Genomic DNA, 15,889 nt, shown 5'->3' with positions numbered 1-15,889 from the left:
GCGTACCGCCCCAGCCTCGACGTGTGCCTTTGTTTTGCTCAGGAGTCGTTGTCGCCCTATGTCCCACGCCGTGCCTGCGCTCACTCGCCCAAACCCATGCCTGCATAAACACGGTGCACCCCAAATGGTGCATGACGCATGAGGGCTCACGACGAAGCGACCGGCACCTTGCAACAAGCCCTGCAGCACACCGCACACCTGCTGGAAAACCAGCCCACGCTGGCCGCAGAACAAGCGACGGAGATCCTGAAGGTGGTTCCGGATCACCCGGCCGCATTGCAATTGCTTGCGGCCGCGCGATCTGCGCAGGGCGATGCGCGGGGAGCCATCGAGATTCTTCTGCCGTTGACCCGCAAGCAGCCAGCGTGGTCGCTTGCTCATTACGAGCTGGGTCTGGCGCTCGGGCAGGCAGGACGCCATCACGAAGCCATCGATGCGCTGCGCAAAGCCGCTGCGTTGAAGGCCGATTTGCCGCAGGTATGGCGCGCCTTGGCCGATGGCCTGGCCACGATGGGCGATCACATTGCCGCCAATGAGGCTTACACACAGCATGTCCGCCATGCCACGCGCGATCCGCGCCTGCTTGCTGCGGCCTCGGCGCTGGCGGAGAACCGCCTGCCCGAGGCAGAAGCGCTGTTGCGCGAGCAACTGAGTCAGGCGCCAACCGACGTCGCCGCGCTGCGCATGTCCGCTGAAGCAGCCGCGCGCCTTGGCCGCCATGACGATGCACGTGATCTGTTGGAACGCTGCCTGGCTTTGGCACCAGGTTTTGCCGCGGCGCGATTCAACTATGCGCTGATCCTCCATCGCAGCAATCAACCGGAACATGCGCTGGCGGAAGTCAATGAGTTGCTTTCTGCGGAGCCGGATCACGCCGGCTATCTCAACCTGAAAGCGGCCGTGTTGTGCCGTATCGGCGACTACGAACCGGCCATTCACATCTATGGCGATCTGCTTGCCCGCGACGCACGTTACCCGCGCGTGTGGATGAGCTACGGCCACGCGCTCAAGACGGCGGGTTACGGCGGCCGCGCCATCGACGCGTACCGTCGCGGACTGTCGCTGGAGCCGTCGTGCGGCGAGATCTGGTGGAGTCTGGCCAATCTCAAGACCCTCCGCTTCAGCGCCGATGATCTCGCCACCATGCGTGCGCAGTTCGCGCGCGCCGATCTGGCCGACGACGACAGGCTCCATCTCGCCTTTGCCATCGGCAAGGCCCTGGAGGATGCCGGCGAGCATGCGCCATCCTTCCAGCATTACGCGCAGGGCAACGCGATTCGCCACGGGCAGCTTCGTTATAACGCCGATGACACCAGCGCCCGTGTTCGTCACATCCGCCAGCGCTATACGCGTGAGTTCTTTCACGCGCGCGCGGGCATGGGAAGCGATGCCCGCGACCCCATTTTCATCGTCGGCCTGCCGCGCTCCGGCTCGACGCTGATCGAGCAGATCCTCTCGAGCCACAGCCAGGTGGAAGGCACGATGGAGCTGCCCGAGATCACCTCGATCACCCGCCTGCTACGCGAGCAGAGCGAGGCTGACAGCGCCACGCCTTATCACGACGTACTCGCCACACTGGATGCAAAAGCGCTGCGCGCGCTTGGCGAGCGCTATCTCGACCACACCCGCATTCAGCGCAAGACGTCGGCACCGCTGTTCATCGACAAGATGCCGAACAATTTCATGCACATCGGCCTGATCCATCTGATGCTGCCCAACGCCAGGATCATCGACGCACGCCGGCACCCGCTGGCCTGCTGCTTCTCGGGGTTCAAGCAACACTTCGCTCGTGGCCAGAGCTTCAGCTACAGCCTTGAAGACATTGGCCGCTATTACCGCGATTACGTGTCGCTGATGGCTCATTTCGACGCGGTGCTGCCGGGCCGCATGCATCGCGTCATCTACGAACGCATGGTCGAAGACACCGAAGGGGAGATCCGGCGTCTGCTCGATTACTGCGGCCTTCCGTTTGAAGCGTCCTGTCTGCAGTTCTTCGAGAACGCGCGGCCAGTGCGCACAGCAAGTTCGGAACAGGTTCGTCAGCCGATCTATCGCGAAGGCGTGGATCACTGGCGGCACTACTCGCCATGGCTGGCACCGCTGGAGGAAGTATTGGGGCCGGTGCTGGGGAGTTACCCCGAGTCACCGGCATGCGAGGCGACATAACAGACTTACAAACGTCGCCTATATCTCGTGGGGAGGGAAGTCGATGCACAAAGTCAGGCCGAGGGGGCCGACTCGTACGCGGCACATCACGTTGTCCCGGCTGCCGCTGGCAGCAGCTATTTGTCTTGCCATGGCATCACCTGCTGTAGCGGAGGATGCCGCACAGAATCCGGCGCAGAATCAATCCGCCAATCCGCCGACCGCCGCGCAAGTAAAGACCAAGACGCTGGATGCCGTAACGGTAACGGCGCAGAAGCGCGAGGAAAATCTGCAGAAGGTGCCGATCAGCCTGCAGGTGCTGGACACGGAAAAGCTGCAGGAACTTCACGTCCAGAATTTCAACGACTATGTGAAGTATCTGCCCAGTGTCTCGTATCAAACCTATGGCCCGGGTTTTGCGCTGATCTACATGCGCGGCGTGGCCAGTGGCGGCGATGGCAACCATTCCGCTTCGCAACCGAGCGTTGGCGTGTATCTGGATGAGCAGCCGGTCACCACGATCCAGGGGCCGCTCGACATCCACATGTACGACATCGCGCGCGTCGAGTCGCTGTCGGGTCCGCAAGGCACGCTGTATGGCGCCAGCGCGGAAGCCGGTGCGATTCGCATCATTACAAACAAGCCTGACCCCAGCGGTTTTGCCGCCAGCTACAGCGCTGGCGTGAATTCCGTTTCCCACGGCGGGGTGGGTTATACCGCCGAGGGCATGGTCAACATTCCCATGTCGCCGGGCTCGGCGATTCGCCTGGTGGGCTGGTCCGAACACGACGCGGGTTACATCGACAATGAAGTGGGCTCGCGCACGTTCCCTACCTCGGGCATCACCGTGAGCAATGCAGCGGGCTGCTCGAATCCGCCCAACCTGGTGTGCACCGGGCAAGCCAAGAAGAACTACAACGATGTCGACATTCAGGGTGGCCGCGCCGCGCTGCGGTTTGACCTCAACGACGACTGGTCCATCAGCCCCACCATCATGGGGCAACACACCATCACCAACGGCGCATTCGCTTCGGATCCGCAGGTCGGTTCGCTGGCGCTTACTCACTACTATCCCGATTATGCCAACGATCGCTGGGTACAGGCCGCGCTGACCGTCGAAGGCAAGATCGGCAACTTCGACCTGACTTATGCCTACTCGCATCTCACGCGTAATCAGGAAGAAGACAGCGACTACAGCGACTACTCGTTCTGGTACGACACCATTGCGCATTACGGTGCCTATATCCAGGACAACGCGGGCAACCTGATCAACCCGTCGCAGTACATCCAGGCGCACAACCACTACACCAAGCAAAGCCACGAACTGCGCATTGCGTCGCCGGCGGACGATCGCCTGCGCGTGGTAGGCGGCGTCTTTTTCCAGCGGCAGGTGCATGAAATTCAACAGGACTACCTGATCAACGGTTTTGCCACGTCGCTGTCGGTGACCGGATGGCCGAATACGCTGTGGCTTACTCAGCAGGAACGCGTCGACCGCGATGAAGCGTTGTTTGGCGAGATGTCGTACGACTTCATTCCGGAAACGCTCATCGGCACCATCGGCGGACGCTGGTTCCACACCGACAACAGCCTGAAGGGCTTCTACGGCTTCAGTGCAGGGTTCGCGCCCACGTCGACTTACGGCGAGGCTGGATGCATCTCGACGTATCGCTTCCATGGCGCGCCATGCCTGGATTTCGACAAGGCCACCAAGGAAACCGATTCGCTGGGCAAAGCCAATCTGACCTGGCAGATCACGCCGGACAAGATGATTTACGGCACGTGGTCGGAAGGCTTCCGCCCTGGCGGCATCAATCGCCGTGGCTCCCTGCCGCCGTACAAGTCGGACTTCCTCACCAACTACGAGCTTGGCTGGAAAACCACCTGGCTTGATCACCGGCTGTCGTACAACGGCGCGATCTTCCGGGAGAACTGGAAAGACTTCCAGTTCAGCATTCTCGGTGCCAACGGTCTCACCGAAATCCGCAACGCGGGTCAGGCACGCATCAACGGCATCGAGCAGGACGTGAACTGGGCGGCCACGTATAACCTGCAGCTCGGCGCAGGCATGGCCTATTACGACGCCAAGCTGACCCAGGATTACTGCGGCTTTACCGACACCAGCGGCAACCCGATCAGCAACTGCCCGGCCGGCTCGATCAACCCGATCACCGGCGCCACGGTGACCGGCCCGCTGGCACCCAAGGGCACGCGCCTGCCGGTGACGCCGAAGCTCAAGTACAACGTCAACGCGCGCTACACCACCAACATCGGCGACTACGAGGTGTTTGGTCAGGTAGCGGTGGTCCACGTGGGCGAGCGCACCTCCGACCTACGCGTGGGCGCCAACGCCTTGATCGGCAACATGCCGGCCTACACCACGGCCGATTTCACTGCCGGCGTGAAGTACCACGGCATGACGCTGGATCTTTATATCAACAACGCCTTTGACGAGCGGGGTCAGCTGTTCCGCTACGCCGAGTGCGCAGCGGCGACGTGCGCTGCTCACAACGTGGTGCCGCAGTATCCCAATGGTCAGGTCTACACCGTCATGAACCAGCCGCGCACGGTGGGCATTCGTTTCAGTCAGGAGTTCTGAGCGGAGCAACCGTTGTTCTATCTGAGCCCCGGTGCGAGCCGGGGCTTTTTTTTTGCACTTAGGGAAACTGGACGCGCTCACTCACGCGCCATTGCCCAAAACGATGACAACCGCCAATATCATAGATGTTAGCTATCAGAGAGCGGGAGTACGTTCCCCATGAACCTGCGTGACCTGCACTACCTCGTCGCCCTCGCCGAACACCGCCATTTCGGCCGTGCCGCCGAGGCGAGCTTTGTCAGTCAGCCAACCTTGTCCACCCAGATCAAGAAGCTGGAAGACGAACTGGGCGTTGCGCTGGTGGAGCGCACGCCGCGCAAAGTGCTGCTGACTGAAACCGGCCGCGAGATCGCCCGCCGCGCACGTGGCGTGCTGTCGGAAATCGACGAGATCAAGGCGATTGCGCAACGAACGCGCGACCCCGAATCGGGCACGCTGCGCCTGGGCATCTTCCCTACGCTGGGCCCTTACCTGTTGCCTCATCTGGTGCCGCTGGTGCGCAAGCATTTTCCGCGGCTGGAGCTGCTGTTGGTCGAAGAGAAGACCGAGCACGTGATCCGCATGCTGCGCGAAGGCTCGCTGGACGTAGGCATTCTCGCCCTGCCCCTGCACGAAGACAGCCTGCACACGGAGTTTCTGTTCGAGGAGCCCTTTGTGCTCGCGGTGCCGGAAAGCCATCCGCTGGCGCACAAGCAAAAGCGGCTCAAGCTTGCTGATCTCGAAGACGAAAGTCTGCTGCTGCTGGAAGATGGTCACTGCATGCGCGATCAGGCTCTGGAAGTGTGTCAGCTTGCAGGCGCTGGCGAGCGCTCTGGCTTCCGCGCCACCAGCCTGGAAACGCTGCGCCAGATGGTGGCGGCCAACGTCGGCATCACCCTGTTGCCGACGCTGGCTATCAAGCCGCCGGTGGCGCGTACCGACAACGTGCACCTGCTGGAATTTGCCGGGCACCCGCCAAGCCGGCGCATTGCGCTGGCGTGGCGCAAGAGTTCGTCGATGACATCCTTCCTCAAGCGTTTTGCCGAAGTGATCCGCGACCTTCCGGCCGGCTTGCTGCAGCCAGATATTTCCGAAACCAAGGCCACCAGGCAGACGGGGCGCTAAATCACCATGCCACGTTGGGTACTGATCTGTCTGTTACTGGTATGCGGGCTGGGCGCAACGCACTGGTGGCACCATCGTCCGTTGACACCGTCACCCGGTGTGCTGGCGCCGGATGCGCCCACGCAGATCGACCTTACCGACGGCGCCACGATGCAACGTGGCGACACCACGCTGGTCACGCGTGCCCGTTTCGAGCTGACCGCGCGCGTGCTTTCGCGCGAGGACTACCGCTTTGATGCCGGCGCCGCGCTCGCGCCCGTAGATCTCGCGCTCGGCTGGGGCCGCATGTCGGACAGCCAGATCCTGAAGCAAGTCGATATCAGCCAGGAGAACCGCTTCTATCACTGGCATGTGGATCACTTTCCGATTCCGCGCCGCGAGATCGAAACATCCAGCGCCAACATGCACATGATTCCTGCCGACCCGCTCGTACGGCGCGAGCTGGACAAGGTGCGACCGGGCGAGGTTATCCACCTCGAAGGTTTTCTGGTCGATGCCAGCCGCCCGGGTGGCTGGCGCTGGCATACCTCGATGACTCGCGAAGACACCGGCAACGGCGCCTGTGAACTCGTCTACGTCGAAAGCATCGGACCCGCGTCGCCGTGAGCCACCTGCAACATCAGTAACGCAGAAGTGCGTGCAGAGGCGCGCCTTCCTGCCAGCGCGAGCGGCCCTGCAGAGCTGCCAGCTCCATCACCACACTGGCGCCGACGAGCTCTCCTCCCAGCTTCGCCACCAGCGCACGCGCTGCGGCCAGCGTGCCGCCGGTCGCCAACACATCGTCCACGATCAACACTCTTTCACTGGGGCGCAGTGCATCGGTGCGCGCTTCCAGACGGTCGGTACCGTATTCGAGTTCGTAATCCACTGACACCACCGGCGGCGGCAGCTTTTTGGGTTTGCGCAACGGCACAAAGCCCGCGTGCAGCTTCTGCGCAAGCGCCGCCCCAAAAATGAAGCCACGCGATTCGATACCGCATACCGCCTGCACGCCGCTGCCCTGCCAGGGCTCGGCCAGCGCGTCGATGCAACGGGCAAAGCCGCCTGCGTCGGCCAGCAAAGGCGTGATGTCGCGAAACACCACACCCGGCTTCGGAAAGTCAGGCACGGCGCGAATGAGCGATTGAATCTGTTGCAGGGTCGTTTCCAAAGGTGAGCTCCGTTGTCTGCGCGCAGGGCAGGATACCGCCCAGGCGTCGAATCATCGGTAAGGGAACACCTACCGATTGAGCGCTCAGCAAAAAGCAGGCAGCGGTGCGTCGGGATCTTCGTCGGGGTCGCTCAGCGCGAGGCGGGCGTCTTGCAGCCCTTGCTCGACCTCACGCACCACCTGCTCGGCTGCCGGGAGGCTGGCCTCCGGCACGAGCACAGCCACGTAATCGAGCGCAGGCAGCTGCCCTACGGCACCGGTGAGGTATTCGCCAGAGATGAACGCCGGAATCTCGGCGCGCTCAAGGGCGTCTTTCACCAGATGGGCGTCGATCAGGCTTTCGGCTCGGTAGGCGATGCGCATGGAGGACACGCTAGCGCTGTGGGGGTGGTGGGGCAAGTTTTTTGCTTGGTCTGGGGTGATGGGATGGTGGGTTTTCACCGTTCATCCTCGTGAATCGCCGCGCCCGCTTTTAGCTCCCTCTCCCCTCCGGGGAGAGGGCTGGGGTGAGGGGCGGGTGCTCGCGGTAACGTTTCTATCTTCTTTGGCGCTGACGTAGCGCTGCCGCGACCTGGCTCGCCTGCGGCGGGCTTCCGACGATCTGCCGATCGCCGGGTCACTTTTCTTTGCGTGCTCAAAGAAAAGTAACCAAAAGAAAGAGCACCCCGCTTGGCGCTTGCCGGGCTGATAGCCCGGCAAGTCCGTGAGGGTTGGCCGGGCTTTTCGACAGGGCTTCCTGCCCTGACGAAAAGGGATCGGCATCCATGCCGATCCCCCTGCGGGCCTGTTCGTCCAACCCTCACCGCCGCACAGGGGCCCCTCAGATCAAAAGCTTCAGGCTCGTGCAGCTTCGCTGCACATCGCACCGGGCGAAGCCGTGTCCATGTTCCACGCGCAGGTATGCCTCGATGCCCTTTGGCTTTGGCTTTGGCCTCCGCTCTGCACTTGGCTTCTGGCGCGCGTCGCGCGCCGCTCTTCGCTCTTGACCTCCGGGCCCCTATGGCGCGGCGGGCGGGTGGAGGAATAGCCCGCAGGGTGGCCGGCATGGATGCCGGCCAGTTTTTCGTCAGGGCAGGAAGCCCTGTCGAAAAACCCCGTAACCCGCCCGCGTACCTTCCGGGCTGCAAGCCCGGAAGGCGCGCCATCGGGGTGGCCTTTCTCTTGGTTACTTCTCTTTGGCCACGCAAAGAGAAGTGACCCGGCCTCCGGCAGGAGGGCGGAAGCCCGCCGCAGGCGAGCCAGGTCGCCGCACCGTCAAAAAGGGCGAAAGAACGAGGGTGAGGGATAGAAACGCCACCGCGAGCACCCGCCCCTCACCCCAACCCTCTCCCCGCAGGGGAGAGGGAGCTAAGAGCGTGCACCCCCAGGTTTCCAGCCCTCATCGGCGCCAGCACCCAAAACACCGCCCCCTGAGCCACTCCACCACAGGCTGAAAACCCGACAAAACACCCCCACCTAGGGACAAGGTAAACTTGGTGGTTTCCGCCACCGCGTACGAGCTTCGATCCCCGATGTCCACCGAAAACGCCGCCGTTGAACCCATCGCCTCGCCCGCCACCCCGCAGGCTGAGGGCCAACGCGACTTCATCCGCCAGATCATCCGCGAGGACCTGGCCACCGGTAAGCATCACGCCATCCGCACGCGCTTTCCCCCCGAGCCCAACGGGTACCTGCATATCGGCCACGCCAAGGCGATCTGCCTGAACTTCGGCATTGCCCGCGAGTTCACCGGCTGGTGCAACCTGCGCCTGGACGACACCAACCCCGGCAAGGAAGACCCGGAGTTTGTCGAAGGCATCAAGGACGACGTGCGCTGGCTGGGTTATGAGTGGCATGACCTGCGCCACGCCTCGGATTATTTCGAGGTGTTCTATGACGCCGCGGTCAAGCTGATCAAGGACGGCCTGGCCTACGTGGACGACCTCAGCGCCGACGAGATGCGGGCCTATCGCGGCACACTGACCGAACCGGGCCGCAACTCGCCGTTCCGCGATCGCAGCGTGGAAGATAATCTCGATCTGTTCCGCCGCATGCGTGCGGGTGAATTCGAGGACGGCGCCAAGACGCTGCGCGCCAAGATCGACATGACGTCGGGCAACATGAACATGCGCGACCCGGCGATCTACCGTATCCGCAAGATCGCGCACCAGAACACCGGTGACGCGTGGCCGATCTACCCGATGTATGACTTTGCGCACGCGCTGTCGGATGCGCTGGAAGGCATCACGCACTCGCTGTGCACCCTGGAATTCGAAGATCACCGCCCGTTGTACGACTGGGTCGTCGACAAGGTCGACCTGGTGAACCATCCGGAGCTGTGGCAGCACCTGCGCGAAGGCGGTTTCCGCACCGAGCCGGCCAAGCCGCGACAGATCGAATTTTCGCGCCTCAACCTGTCCTACTCCATCACCAGCAAGCGCAAGCTCGCGCAGCTGGTGAATGAGAACCTGGTGGATGGCTGGGACGATCCGCGCATGAACACGCTGCGCGGCCTGCGCCGCCGCGGCTTCACGCCGGGTGGCCTGCGCCTGTTGATCGAGCGCCTGGGCGTGAGCAAGCAGAACAGCATCATCGATTACTCGATTCTCGAAAACTGCATCCGCGAAGACCTCGACGCCACCGCGCCGCGCCGCATGGCCGTGCTCGATCCGCTGAAGCTCGTCATCACCAACCTGCCGGAAGGCCACGAAGAACAGCTGACGTTCTCCAACCACCCCAAGGACGAGAGTTTTGGTACGCGCAGCGTGCCGTTCTCGCGTGAGTTGTGGATCGAGCGTGAGGATTTCGCCGAGGTGCCGCCGAAGGGCTTCCATCGTCTCAAGCCCGAAGGCGAAGTGCGCCTGCGCGGCGTGGGTATCGTGAAGTGCGATGAGATGGTGAAGGATGCCGACGGCAACGTCACCGAGCTGCGCTGCACGCTGGATCTGGAATCGCGCCAGGGCATGCCGGGCGCCGATCGCAAGGTGAAGGGCACGATCCACTGGGTGAGCGCCAAACACGGCGTCGCGACCGAAGTGCGCGTGTACGACCGCCTGTTCAACGTGGCAGCGCCGGACGACGAGAGCGACGGCAAGAGCTGGATCGAGCACATCAACCCGGACGCCAAGCGCGTGGTGCGTGCGTGGCTCGAACCGGCAGCGGCCCATGTGGAACCCGAGCAGCGTTTCCAGTTCGAGCGCCTTGGCTATTTCGTCGCCGATCGCGTGGATCACAAGGCCGACGCGCCAGTGTTTAACCGAACGGTCACGTTGCGTGACGCCTGGGCGAAGCAGGCTGGCTGACGCTGGCATCACAGGGAGAGTTACATGCTGCGTCTCCAGATTCACCTGACCCTGCCGCCGTGGATCGGCGACGTGGTCGACACCGAGAAGCGCTACGTCACCGACGAGGAGCGCGTGGGTTTGGCCATTGAGCTGTCACGCCGCAATATCGAACATAACCACGGCGGCCCGTTTGGCGCGGCTGTGTTCGATGCGCATGGCCGGGTGATCTCGGTCGGCGTAAACCGCGTGGTGCCGCAAACCTGTTCGGTGGCGCATGCCGAGATGATGGCGTACATGAGCGCGCAGCAGCGCCTTGCATCGTTCCGTCTCAATGCCGATGGCGGTCACTACACGCTCGCCACCAGCGCGCAGCCGTGCTGCCAGTGCTATGGCGCAACGGTATGGGCGGGCGTGGATGCGCTGCTGATCGGCGCGCGTGCCGAGGATGTGGAAGAACTCACCGAGTTCGACGAAGGCCCCCTGCCCAGCGACTGGGCAGGCGAACTTGAACGCCGTGGCATCACCGTGCGTCGCGATATTCTGCGCGAGCAGGCACGCAGCGTACTGACGACCTACGGCCAGAGCGGGCAGCACTATTGAGCCGCCTGCGCGCCGCCCTCCCACTGATCCTGCTGGTGCTGGCCGGCATCATCCTGTTCAGTTCAGGCGCGCTTGACCGCCTGCATCCCGAGCAGCTGGTGCGGCACCAGGCCCAACTGCATGAGCAGATCAACGATGCGCCGTGGCTGAGCCGGCTCGCCTTCATTGGCCTGCTCACCCTCGCCATGTCCACGGGTATTCCGGGCACGGTGGTCATCATCATGGCCGGCGGTTTCGCCTTCGGTGCGCTGGAAGGCAGCATCTATTCGTCCATCGGGCTCACGCTGGGTACGCTGATTCTGTTCCTGGCCAGCCGCTATGCCTTTGGCGACGGCAGCAAGCACCCGCCGCCGATCGTGGACAAGCTGCACCACGGCTTCGAGCGTCACCCGGTGGCGTACACCATGTTTCTGCGCTTTGTGCCGGTGGCGCCCTTTGGGCTGATTACCGTGGGGCTGGCGTGGTTGCGTTGCCCGCTGTGGCTCTTCCTGGGCGCGAGCTGGCTGGGCGGCACGGTATCGCTGATTTTCGAGACATCGATCGGGGCTGGCCTGGGCGAGGCCCTGGCCCAGAGCAACGGTCACTTCGGCGTAGGACTGCTGATGCAACGGTCGGTGTGGTTGCCGCTCAGCGCCATCGCCGCGCTGGCCCTGCTGCCGCTGCTGGTCGAGCGCCTGACCCGCCGGCGGCGGCAGGCCGCGGCGCTCAAGCCGAGTCAGCCTGACCTCTAGGGAAGCTCGTCGTTCCCGCGCGGCGCACTGCAGGGGCTGAAGGCGGGTCAGACGCGGGTGACACGCAAACGTGCAGTTATGCGGTTTCCTTCATGACCTAACCAAAGGACTAGCTGCCCTGTTGGGCAAATCGCGCTAGGCTCCTTCGTGCGGCGCTGGGAGCGTCGAAAGGGGCGAGGCCAATGGTGGGTGCAGGGGCGAACTCCCGCACAGTGCGGTGGTGGCGGCGCACGTCGCTGATGCAGCGACTGGCCATGGTCGCTATCGTGCCTACGCTGGTGACCGCCACGTTACTGGTCGTCATCCTCACCCAGCATCAATTGACCAGCCTGCGCGACATGGCGCAGAACACGGCCGACGCCATCGCCACTCAGGCTGCGTCGGTGTCCACGGTGCCACTGCGCGACATGCAGCGGCGCGAACTGGTGCGCATCGCCGAATCCATCGGGGAGCTTCCGCATGTCGCCCGTGTGCAGATCCGCGCCGCCGACGGCGAAATTCTCGCGGACAACCTCGGCCGCAGCGGCGCCACCGGCAATGAAACACTCACAGTAGTTCGCGACGTGGTGGATCCCGACCTGCCCGGACATCCGCTGCTCGGCTCGGTGATGGTGGACGTGAGTCTCAACGACGCCATCAACGCGCAACACGCCAGCCTGCGTAACGCACTGGCGGCGCTGGCCATGAGCCTGCTGGTGGCCGCCATTATCGGCTGGCAGTCCGCGCGCTGGATCAGCGCACCGCTGCGACGACTGGTAGCCGCCGTGCATCAGCTGGGCCGCGGCGATCGCCATGTCGAGGTGGAGGTCACCGATCAGACCGAAATCGGTGAACTGCAACGCGGCTTCAACAGCGCCGCCATGGCGCTGTTCGACGTACAACGCAGCATGGAAAAGGAGATCGAGCAGGCTACCGTGGAGCTGGCCCGCAAGAATGCCGCGCTGGAAGCGGCCAGCGTCGCCAAGGCGCGCTTTCTGGCTGCCGCCTCACACGATCTGCGGCAACCACTGTACGCGCTGACGCTCTTCTCCTCCTCGCTGGCCGAGGACGAACGCGACCCGGTACGACTGGATCGCATTGCGCATATTCAGGAATGCGTGGAAGCGCTCGATCACCTGTTCAGCGAACTGCTCGACCTGTCGCGCCTGGAAACCGGCGCCATGCAGATTGAGATCACCGAGTTCCCGCTCGACCAGATCTTCCAGGAAGTCAGCCGCAACTTCCGCATGATCGCCGAGCAGCACGGGCTGCGCCTGATCATGCGTGCCACCCATCTATGGGTGCGCAGTGACCGCACCATGCTGGCACGCATCCTCAACAACCTCGTCAGCAACGCACTGCGCTACACCCATCGCGGCGGCGTACTGGTGGTGGCACGACACCGCACTGACGGTACCGTGCGCGTGGACGTGTGGGATACCGGCACCGGCATCGCCCCCGAGCATCAGGCGCGCGTCTTCGACGAGTTCTATCGCGTGGAATGCCACGGCACGAACGAGCACGACACCGGCCGGCGCCGGGGGCTCGGCCTGGGATTGGCCACGGTGCAGCGACTGGCCGAGTTGCTCGATACGCAGGTGCAACTGAAGTCCACCCCCGGACGTGGCAGCGTGTTCAGCTTCTACCTGCCCGAAGTGCCGCCGCAACCGGTGTTCAACGCATCGGCCGACGAGGTATCTCCCGACGTATCGGGTATGCGCGTGCTGGTGATCGACGACGAACCGGCGATTCTCTCGGGGATCCGCTACCTGCTGCGCAGCTGGGGCTGCGAGGTGGCCGTGGCGGAAGACCGCGCGCAAGCGCTGCAGGCTGCCGAAGAATGGGCGACGCCACCCGATATCGTGATTTCCGACCTGCGGCTGCGTGACGGCGAAAGCGGCCTGGACGTGCTGGCTGCGCTGGATCTTCACTACCAGAACGACGGCAGCGCCCCCTTCCCTCGCCTGCTCATCACTGGCGAAACACGCAGCGACCGCCTCCGCGAAATCATGGCCGCGCGTATCCCTGTGCTCTACAAGCCGGTATCACCGGAGCAACTGCGCGAAGCGATGATGGCCGCGTGGAGCACGACGCGCACCACGCTGGTTTGAGCTAGGGCCTGTTCACACTATCCGTGTGGCCCGCGCCGGGAGCTTTTTGCCCGCCAGACAAGGAAGAGTGAGGAAGTGTATGTCGATACACGCCCGAGCGATGACGCAGGATGGCGGGCAAAAAGACCCGGCCCTACGGGTTGCTTGTGCGTGGCCATCATGCGGCAGCGCGCGGCTTGACCTGGCAGCCAGCCAGGCCTGCGCCACGCACTACCACCTGACGGCCACGCACAAGCAACGCGGGCTACACGGATAGCGTGAACAGGCCCTAGTTATTCCTCCGGCGCAATACGCCGCGCCAGCCAGCGATCAGCAGGCAGGAAGCGATTGAACAGGTCGTCAACAAAATCGCCGCCCGGTGCTTCCGGGCGCGAGCCGCCCGTCACGTACATCCCGCACCAGCGAAGCCGGCGTCCACCGCCATTCTCATTGGCCAATAACCGGTAGAGAAACGCCTGCATGCCACGCTGCAGATCGGGCAGCGACTGCACAAATGCAAACAACTCGCGGCGGCCGCGCGGGTCGCGCTGCATGGCCAATGCCGCCATGCCTGCTGCTTGCAGCCGACTGGATACGGCATCGCTTCGGACGTCCAGACGTCCACGCAGATGCTGGTTGTTCCCCGACAACATCGACCGGCGCCAGCCCAATACGCGACGGAACACAGCCGGCGGCAGCGTTGCACGGAATGCGCCATGCCCGGGCATGACCTCTATCCCGGTCACCACGATGTACAGCGGCAATTGCAGCTCTAGGCGGCGCGCGGCATCGTCAGCCAATCGGTAAAGCCGATCGGCGTGGGCCATGATGGCGGCGTCTGAACCTCGCAGGCTTTGCGCGGAAATGCAGAGGGCGACGCCATCCAAGGGCAGTTTGCGGCGCTCCCGTGCCAGCAGCGACAGGGCCTGCGACCAGGATGACTCCACACCGCCAGCCGTGGCATCGGGATGAATGAGGCGTGCTCCCGGCTCAACGGCTACCAGCGAGCGGAACACCCACCAGTGCCAGGGCCGCGAGTTATCGCTGCTCACCTGCTCGCGCGCATGCGGGGCATGTGCCGCGGCCTGCAGCAGACTACGCACATCAGCGGCGCTGTCGCCCAGAAACAGTAACCAGGGATGTCGTGAAAGACGCCGCCATTCACCGCGGCGACGGAACGGATGCAGCACGGCGCCGCGCACGCGGCGGGCCGCATCGGTAATGGCAGACCACAGATTACCCACGCCGTAGGCGGCCTCCGTGCTGTCAACCACACGGGTATGCGCGCGCATCACTACCAGCGTCTGCCAGGCCATCGTCAGCGACCATCCGAGCAAACCCGCCAGGGCGACCACGATGCCAGCAACGAACCAGGCTTGTTCAGGTACCGCGCGGCTGTAAACGGGTGCCACGAACGACACCAGCACCAGCACCACCAGCGTCGCCGCGACCCACTGCATGGTGCGCCGTCCGGTGGTGGGCCCCGGTAATCGCAGCACTGGCGAACCCTGGGTGTGATAAGGCTGCGGCGTAATCCCATCGCGTTGCAGCGACTGCAGCAACGACGGCGCACCCGCCCAGGCATGGCTGTATAGCGCCTTGATCCGCCCCAGCTCTCCGCTGTCGCCGTGCTCGTAGTAATACTGCCCGGTGAAGCCAAGCAGCAGTGCCATGCCGAAAACCTCGCGCACTTCCTCCGCGTCACTGGACAAGCCGCCCAGGTGGTCGAAGAACTCGCTGGCCGCGTTGCCGGTATGGAATAGCAGCAGTTGCAGCGGGCTGCCCTGGTTCCGCCAGCCGCCATGGCGGGCCACCACTTCGTCGAACCAGGCGACCACCGCGAAACCCGCCAGTTCCACTTCGGCCAGGGGGCGCCCTTCGGCCAGCGCGGTCATGCGTGCTTGCTCAACCAGGGCGCGGGCGCGCGACTGCACAGCCCCCAGTTCGCCGTCAGGGATGCCCTGCTTGCCTGCGTGCTCGTCGAGCTGCAAGCCGTACGCGAACAATGGCGCGAAACATTCCAGCAACCGCATGGGATTCAGGGTCGCACAGAACGAGTGAAACGGCGCAATGCGCTCATGGTGTCCCCCGGGCGGCCTGGGTGCAGGATCACTAACGGATCCATGAGTCGCACTCGCCATGCTGCCGCCCCTTGTGAAGCGCGATGCCCATGAACGACTCCCCTGTGGTGTCGCGATTGTCCGGGGCACACGCCGGGGCAGCCATAT

At 63.8% G+C, this 15,889-nt stretch carries 11 protein-coding genes; 8 read left to right on the top strand and 3 right to left on the bottom strand.

From position 1 onward, the window contains the following. Positions 1 to 138 precede the first annotated feature (138 nt). The 4 genes from OQE56_RS13020 to OQE56_RS13005 all read left to right on the top strand — a co-directional run bounded on the left by OQE56_RS13020 (position 139) and on the right by OQE56_RS13005 (position 6,454). Positions 139 to 2,166, top strand: a complete 2,028-nt coding sequence (locus tag OQE56_RS13020; RefSeq protein WP_267224915.1) for a tetratricopeptide repeat-containing sulfotransferase family protein — start codon at positions 139 to 141, stop codon at positions 2,164 to 2,166. Positions 2,167 to 2,296: 130 nt separating this feature from the next. Further along, positions 2,297 to 4,744, top strand: a complete 2,448-nt coding sequence (locus OQE56_RS13015) for a TonB-dependent receptor (RefSeq protein ID WP_267224913.1) — start codon at positions 2,297 to 2,299, stop codon at positions 4,742 to 4,744. Between the two features lie 159 nt (positions 4,745 to 4,903). Further along, positions 4,904 to 5,848: a DNA-binding transcriptional regulator OxyR gene (gene oxyR, locus OQE56_RS13010; RefSeq protein WP_267224911.1), complete on the top strand. Its 945-nt coding sequence runs from the start codon at positions 4,904 to 4,906 to the stop codon at positions 5,846 to 5,848. 6 nt (positions 5,849 to 5,854) lie between these two features. Continuing rightward, a complete protein-coding gene (locus tag OQE56_RS13005; protein ID WP_267224909.1) occupies positions 5,855 to 6,454 on the top strand; it encodes a hypothetical protein in 600 nt (199 codons plus the stop codon). A 13-nt stretch (positions 6,455 to 6,467) separates the two neighbouring features. Here OQE56_RS13005 and OQE56_RS13000 read toward each other — a convergent pair whose 3' ends face one another. After that, positions 6,468 to 6,998: an adenine phosphoribosyltransferase gene (locus OQE56_RS13000; protein WP_425601627.1), complete on the bottom strand. Its 531-nt coding sequence runs from the start codon at positions 6,996 to 6,998 to the stop codon at positions 6,468 to 6,470. Between the two features lie 84 nt (positions 6,999 to 7,082). Beyond that, entirely contained in the window at positions 7,083 to 7,361 is a 279-nt protein-coding gene (locus OQE56_RS12995) for a putative signal transducing protein (RefSeq protein WP_267224907.1), read from the bottom strand. A gap of 1,148 nt (positions 7,362 to 8,509) precedes the next feature. On the opposite strand from OQE56_RS12995, the gene OQE56_RS12990 reads away from it, so the two are divergent. From OQE56_RS12990 to OQE56_RS12975, 4 genes are all read left to right on the top strand, one after another. Next, complete coding sequence (locus tag OQE56_RS12990) at positions 8,510 to 10,279, top strand: glutamine--tRNA ligase/YqeY domain fusion protein (RefSeq protein ID WP_267224905.1); 1,770 nt, start codon at positions 8,510 to 8,512, stop codon at positions 10,277 to 10,279. A gap of 24 nt (positions 10,280 to 10,303) precedes the next feature. After that, the gene (locus tag OQE56_RS12985) at positions 10,304 to 10,861 is read left to right on the top strand and encodes a nucleoside deaminase (RefSeq protein ID WP_267224903.1); all 558 of its coding nucleotides are present in this window, start codon (positions 10,304 to 10,306) and stop codon (positions 10,859 to 10,861) included. After that, the gene (locus OQE56_RS12980) at positions 10,858 to 11,592 is read left to right on the top strand and encodes a TVP38/TMEM64 family protein (RefSeq protein ID WP_267224902.1); all 735 of its coding nucleotides are present in this window, start codon (positions 10,858 to 10,860) and stop codon (positions 11,590 to 11,592) included. Before OQE56_RS12985 ends, OQE56_RS12980 begins: the two co-directional genes overlap by 4 nt. Before the next feature lie 239 nt (positions 11,593 to 11,831). After that, a complete protein-coding gene (locus OQE56_RS12975; RefSeq protein WP_267224900.1) occupies positions 11,832 to 13,682 on the top strand; it encodes an ATP-binding response regulator in 1,851 nt (616 codons plus the stop codon). 272 nt (positions 13,683 to 13,954) lie between these two features. Here the strand turns inward: OQE56_RS12975 and OQE56_RS12970 are convergent, their stop codons facing one another. Further along, positions 13,955 to 15,694: a type VI secretion protein IcmF/TssM N-terminal domain-containing protein gene (locus tag OQE56_RS12970; protein WP_267224898.1), complete on the bottom strand. Its 1,740-nt coding sequence runs from the start codon at positions 15,692 to 15,694 to the stop codon at positions 13,955 to 13,957. Positions 15,695 to 15,889: the final 195 nt, after the last annotated feature.

Source organism: Dyella silvae, assembly GCF_026421305.1.
Lineage (GTDB): Bacteria > Pseudomonadota > Gammaproteobacteria > Xanthomonadales > Rhodanobacteraceae > Dyella > Dyella silvae.
The sequence above is the reverse complement of the archived record's forward strand: the minus strand, read 5'-3'. Positions and strand labels throughout refer to the sequence as shown.

What these genes read in the sequence shown, in the direction of transcription:
- OQE56_RS12975 (WP_267224900.1), top strand. Translation starts at nt 11,832, where the DNA reads ATGCAGCGACTGGCCATGGTCGCTATCGTGCCTACGCTGGTGACCGCC.
- OQE56_RS13020 (WP_267224915.1), top strand. Translation starts at nt 139, where the DNA reads ATGAGGGCTCACGACGAAGCGACCGGCACCTTGCAACAAGCCCTGCAG.
- OQE56_RS12970 (WP_267224898.1), bottom strand. Translation starts at nt 15,694, where the DNA reads ATGCGGTTGCTGGAATGTTTCGCGCCATTGTTCGCGTACGGCTTGCAG.
- OQE56_RS12995 (WP_267224907.1), bottom strand. Translation starts at nt 7,361, where the DNA reads ATGCGCATCGCCTACCGAGCCGAAAGCCTGATCGACGCCCATCTGGTG.
- OQE56_RS12990 (WP_267224905.1), top strand. Translation starts at nt 8,510, where the DNA reads ATGTCCACCGAAAACGCCGCCGTTGAACCCATCGCCTCGCCCGCCACC.
- oxyR (WP_267224911.1), top strand. Translation starts at nt 4,904, where the DNA reads ATGAACCTGCGTGACCTGCACTACCTCGTCGCCCTCGCCGAACACCGC.
- OQE56_RS13015 (WP_267224913.1), top strand. Translation starts at nt 2,297, where the DNA reads ATGGCATCACCTGCTGTAGCGGAGGATGCCGCACAGAATCCGGCGCAG.
- OQE56_RS13005 (WP_267224909.1), top strand. Translation starts at nt 5,855, where the DNA reads ATGCCACGTTGGGTACTGATCTGTCTGTTACTGGTATGCGGGCTGGGC.
- OQE56_RS12985 (WP_267224903.1), top strand. Translation starts at nt 10,304, where the DNA reads ATGCTGCGTCTCCAGATTCACCTGACCCTGCCGCCGTGGATCGGCGAC.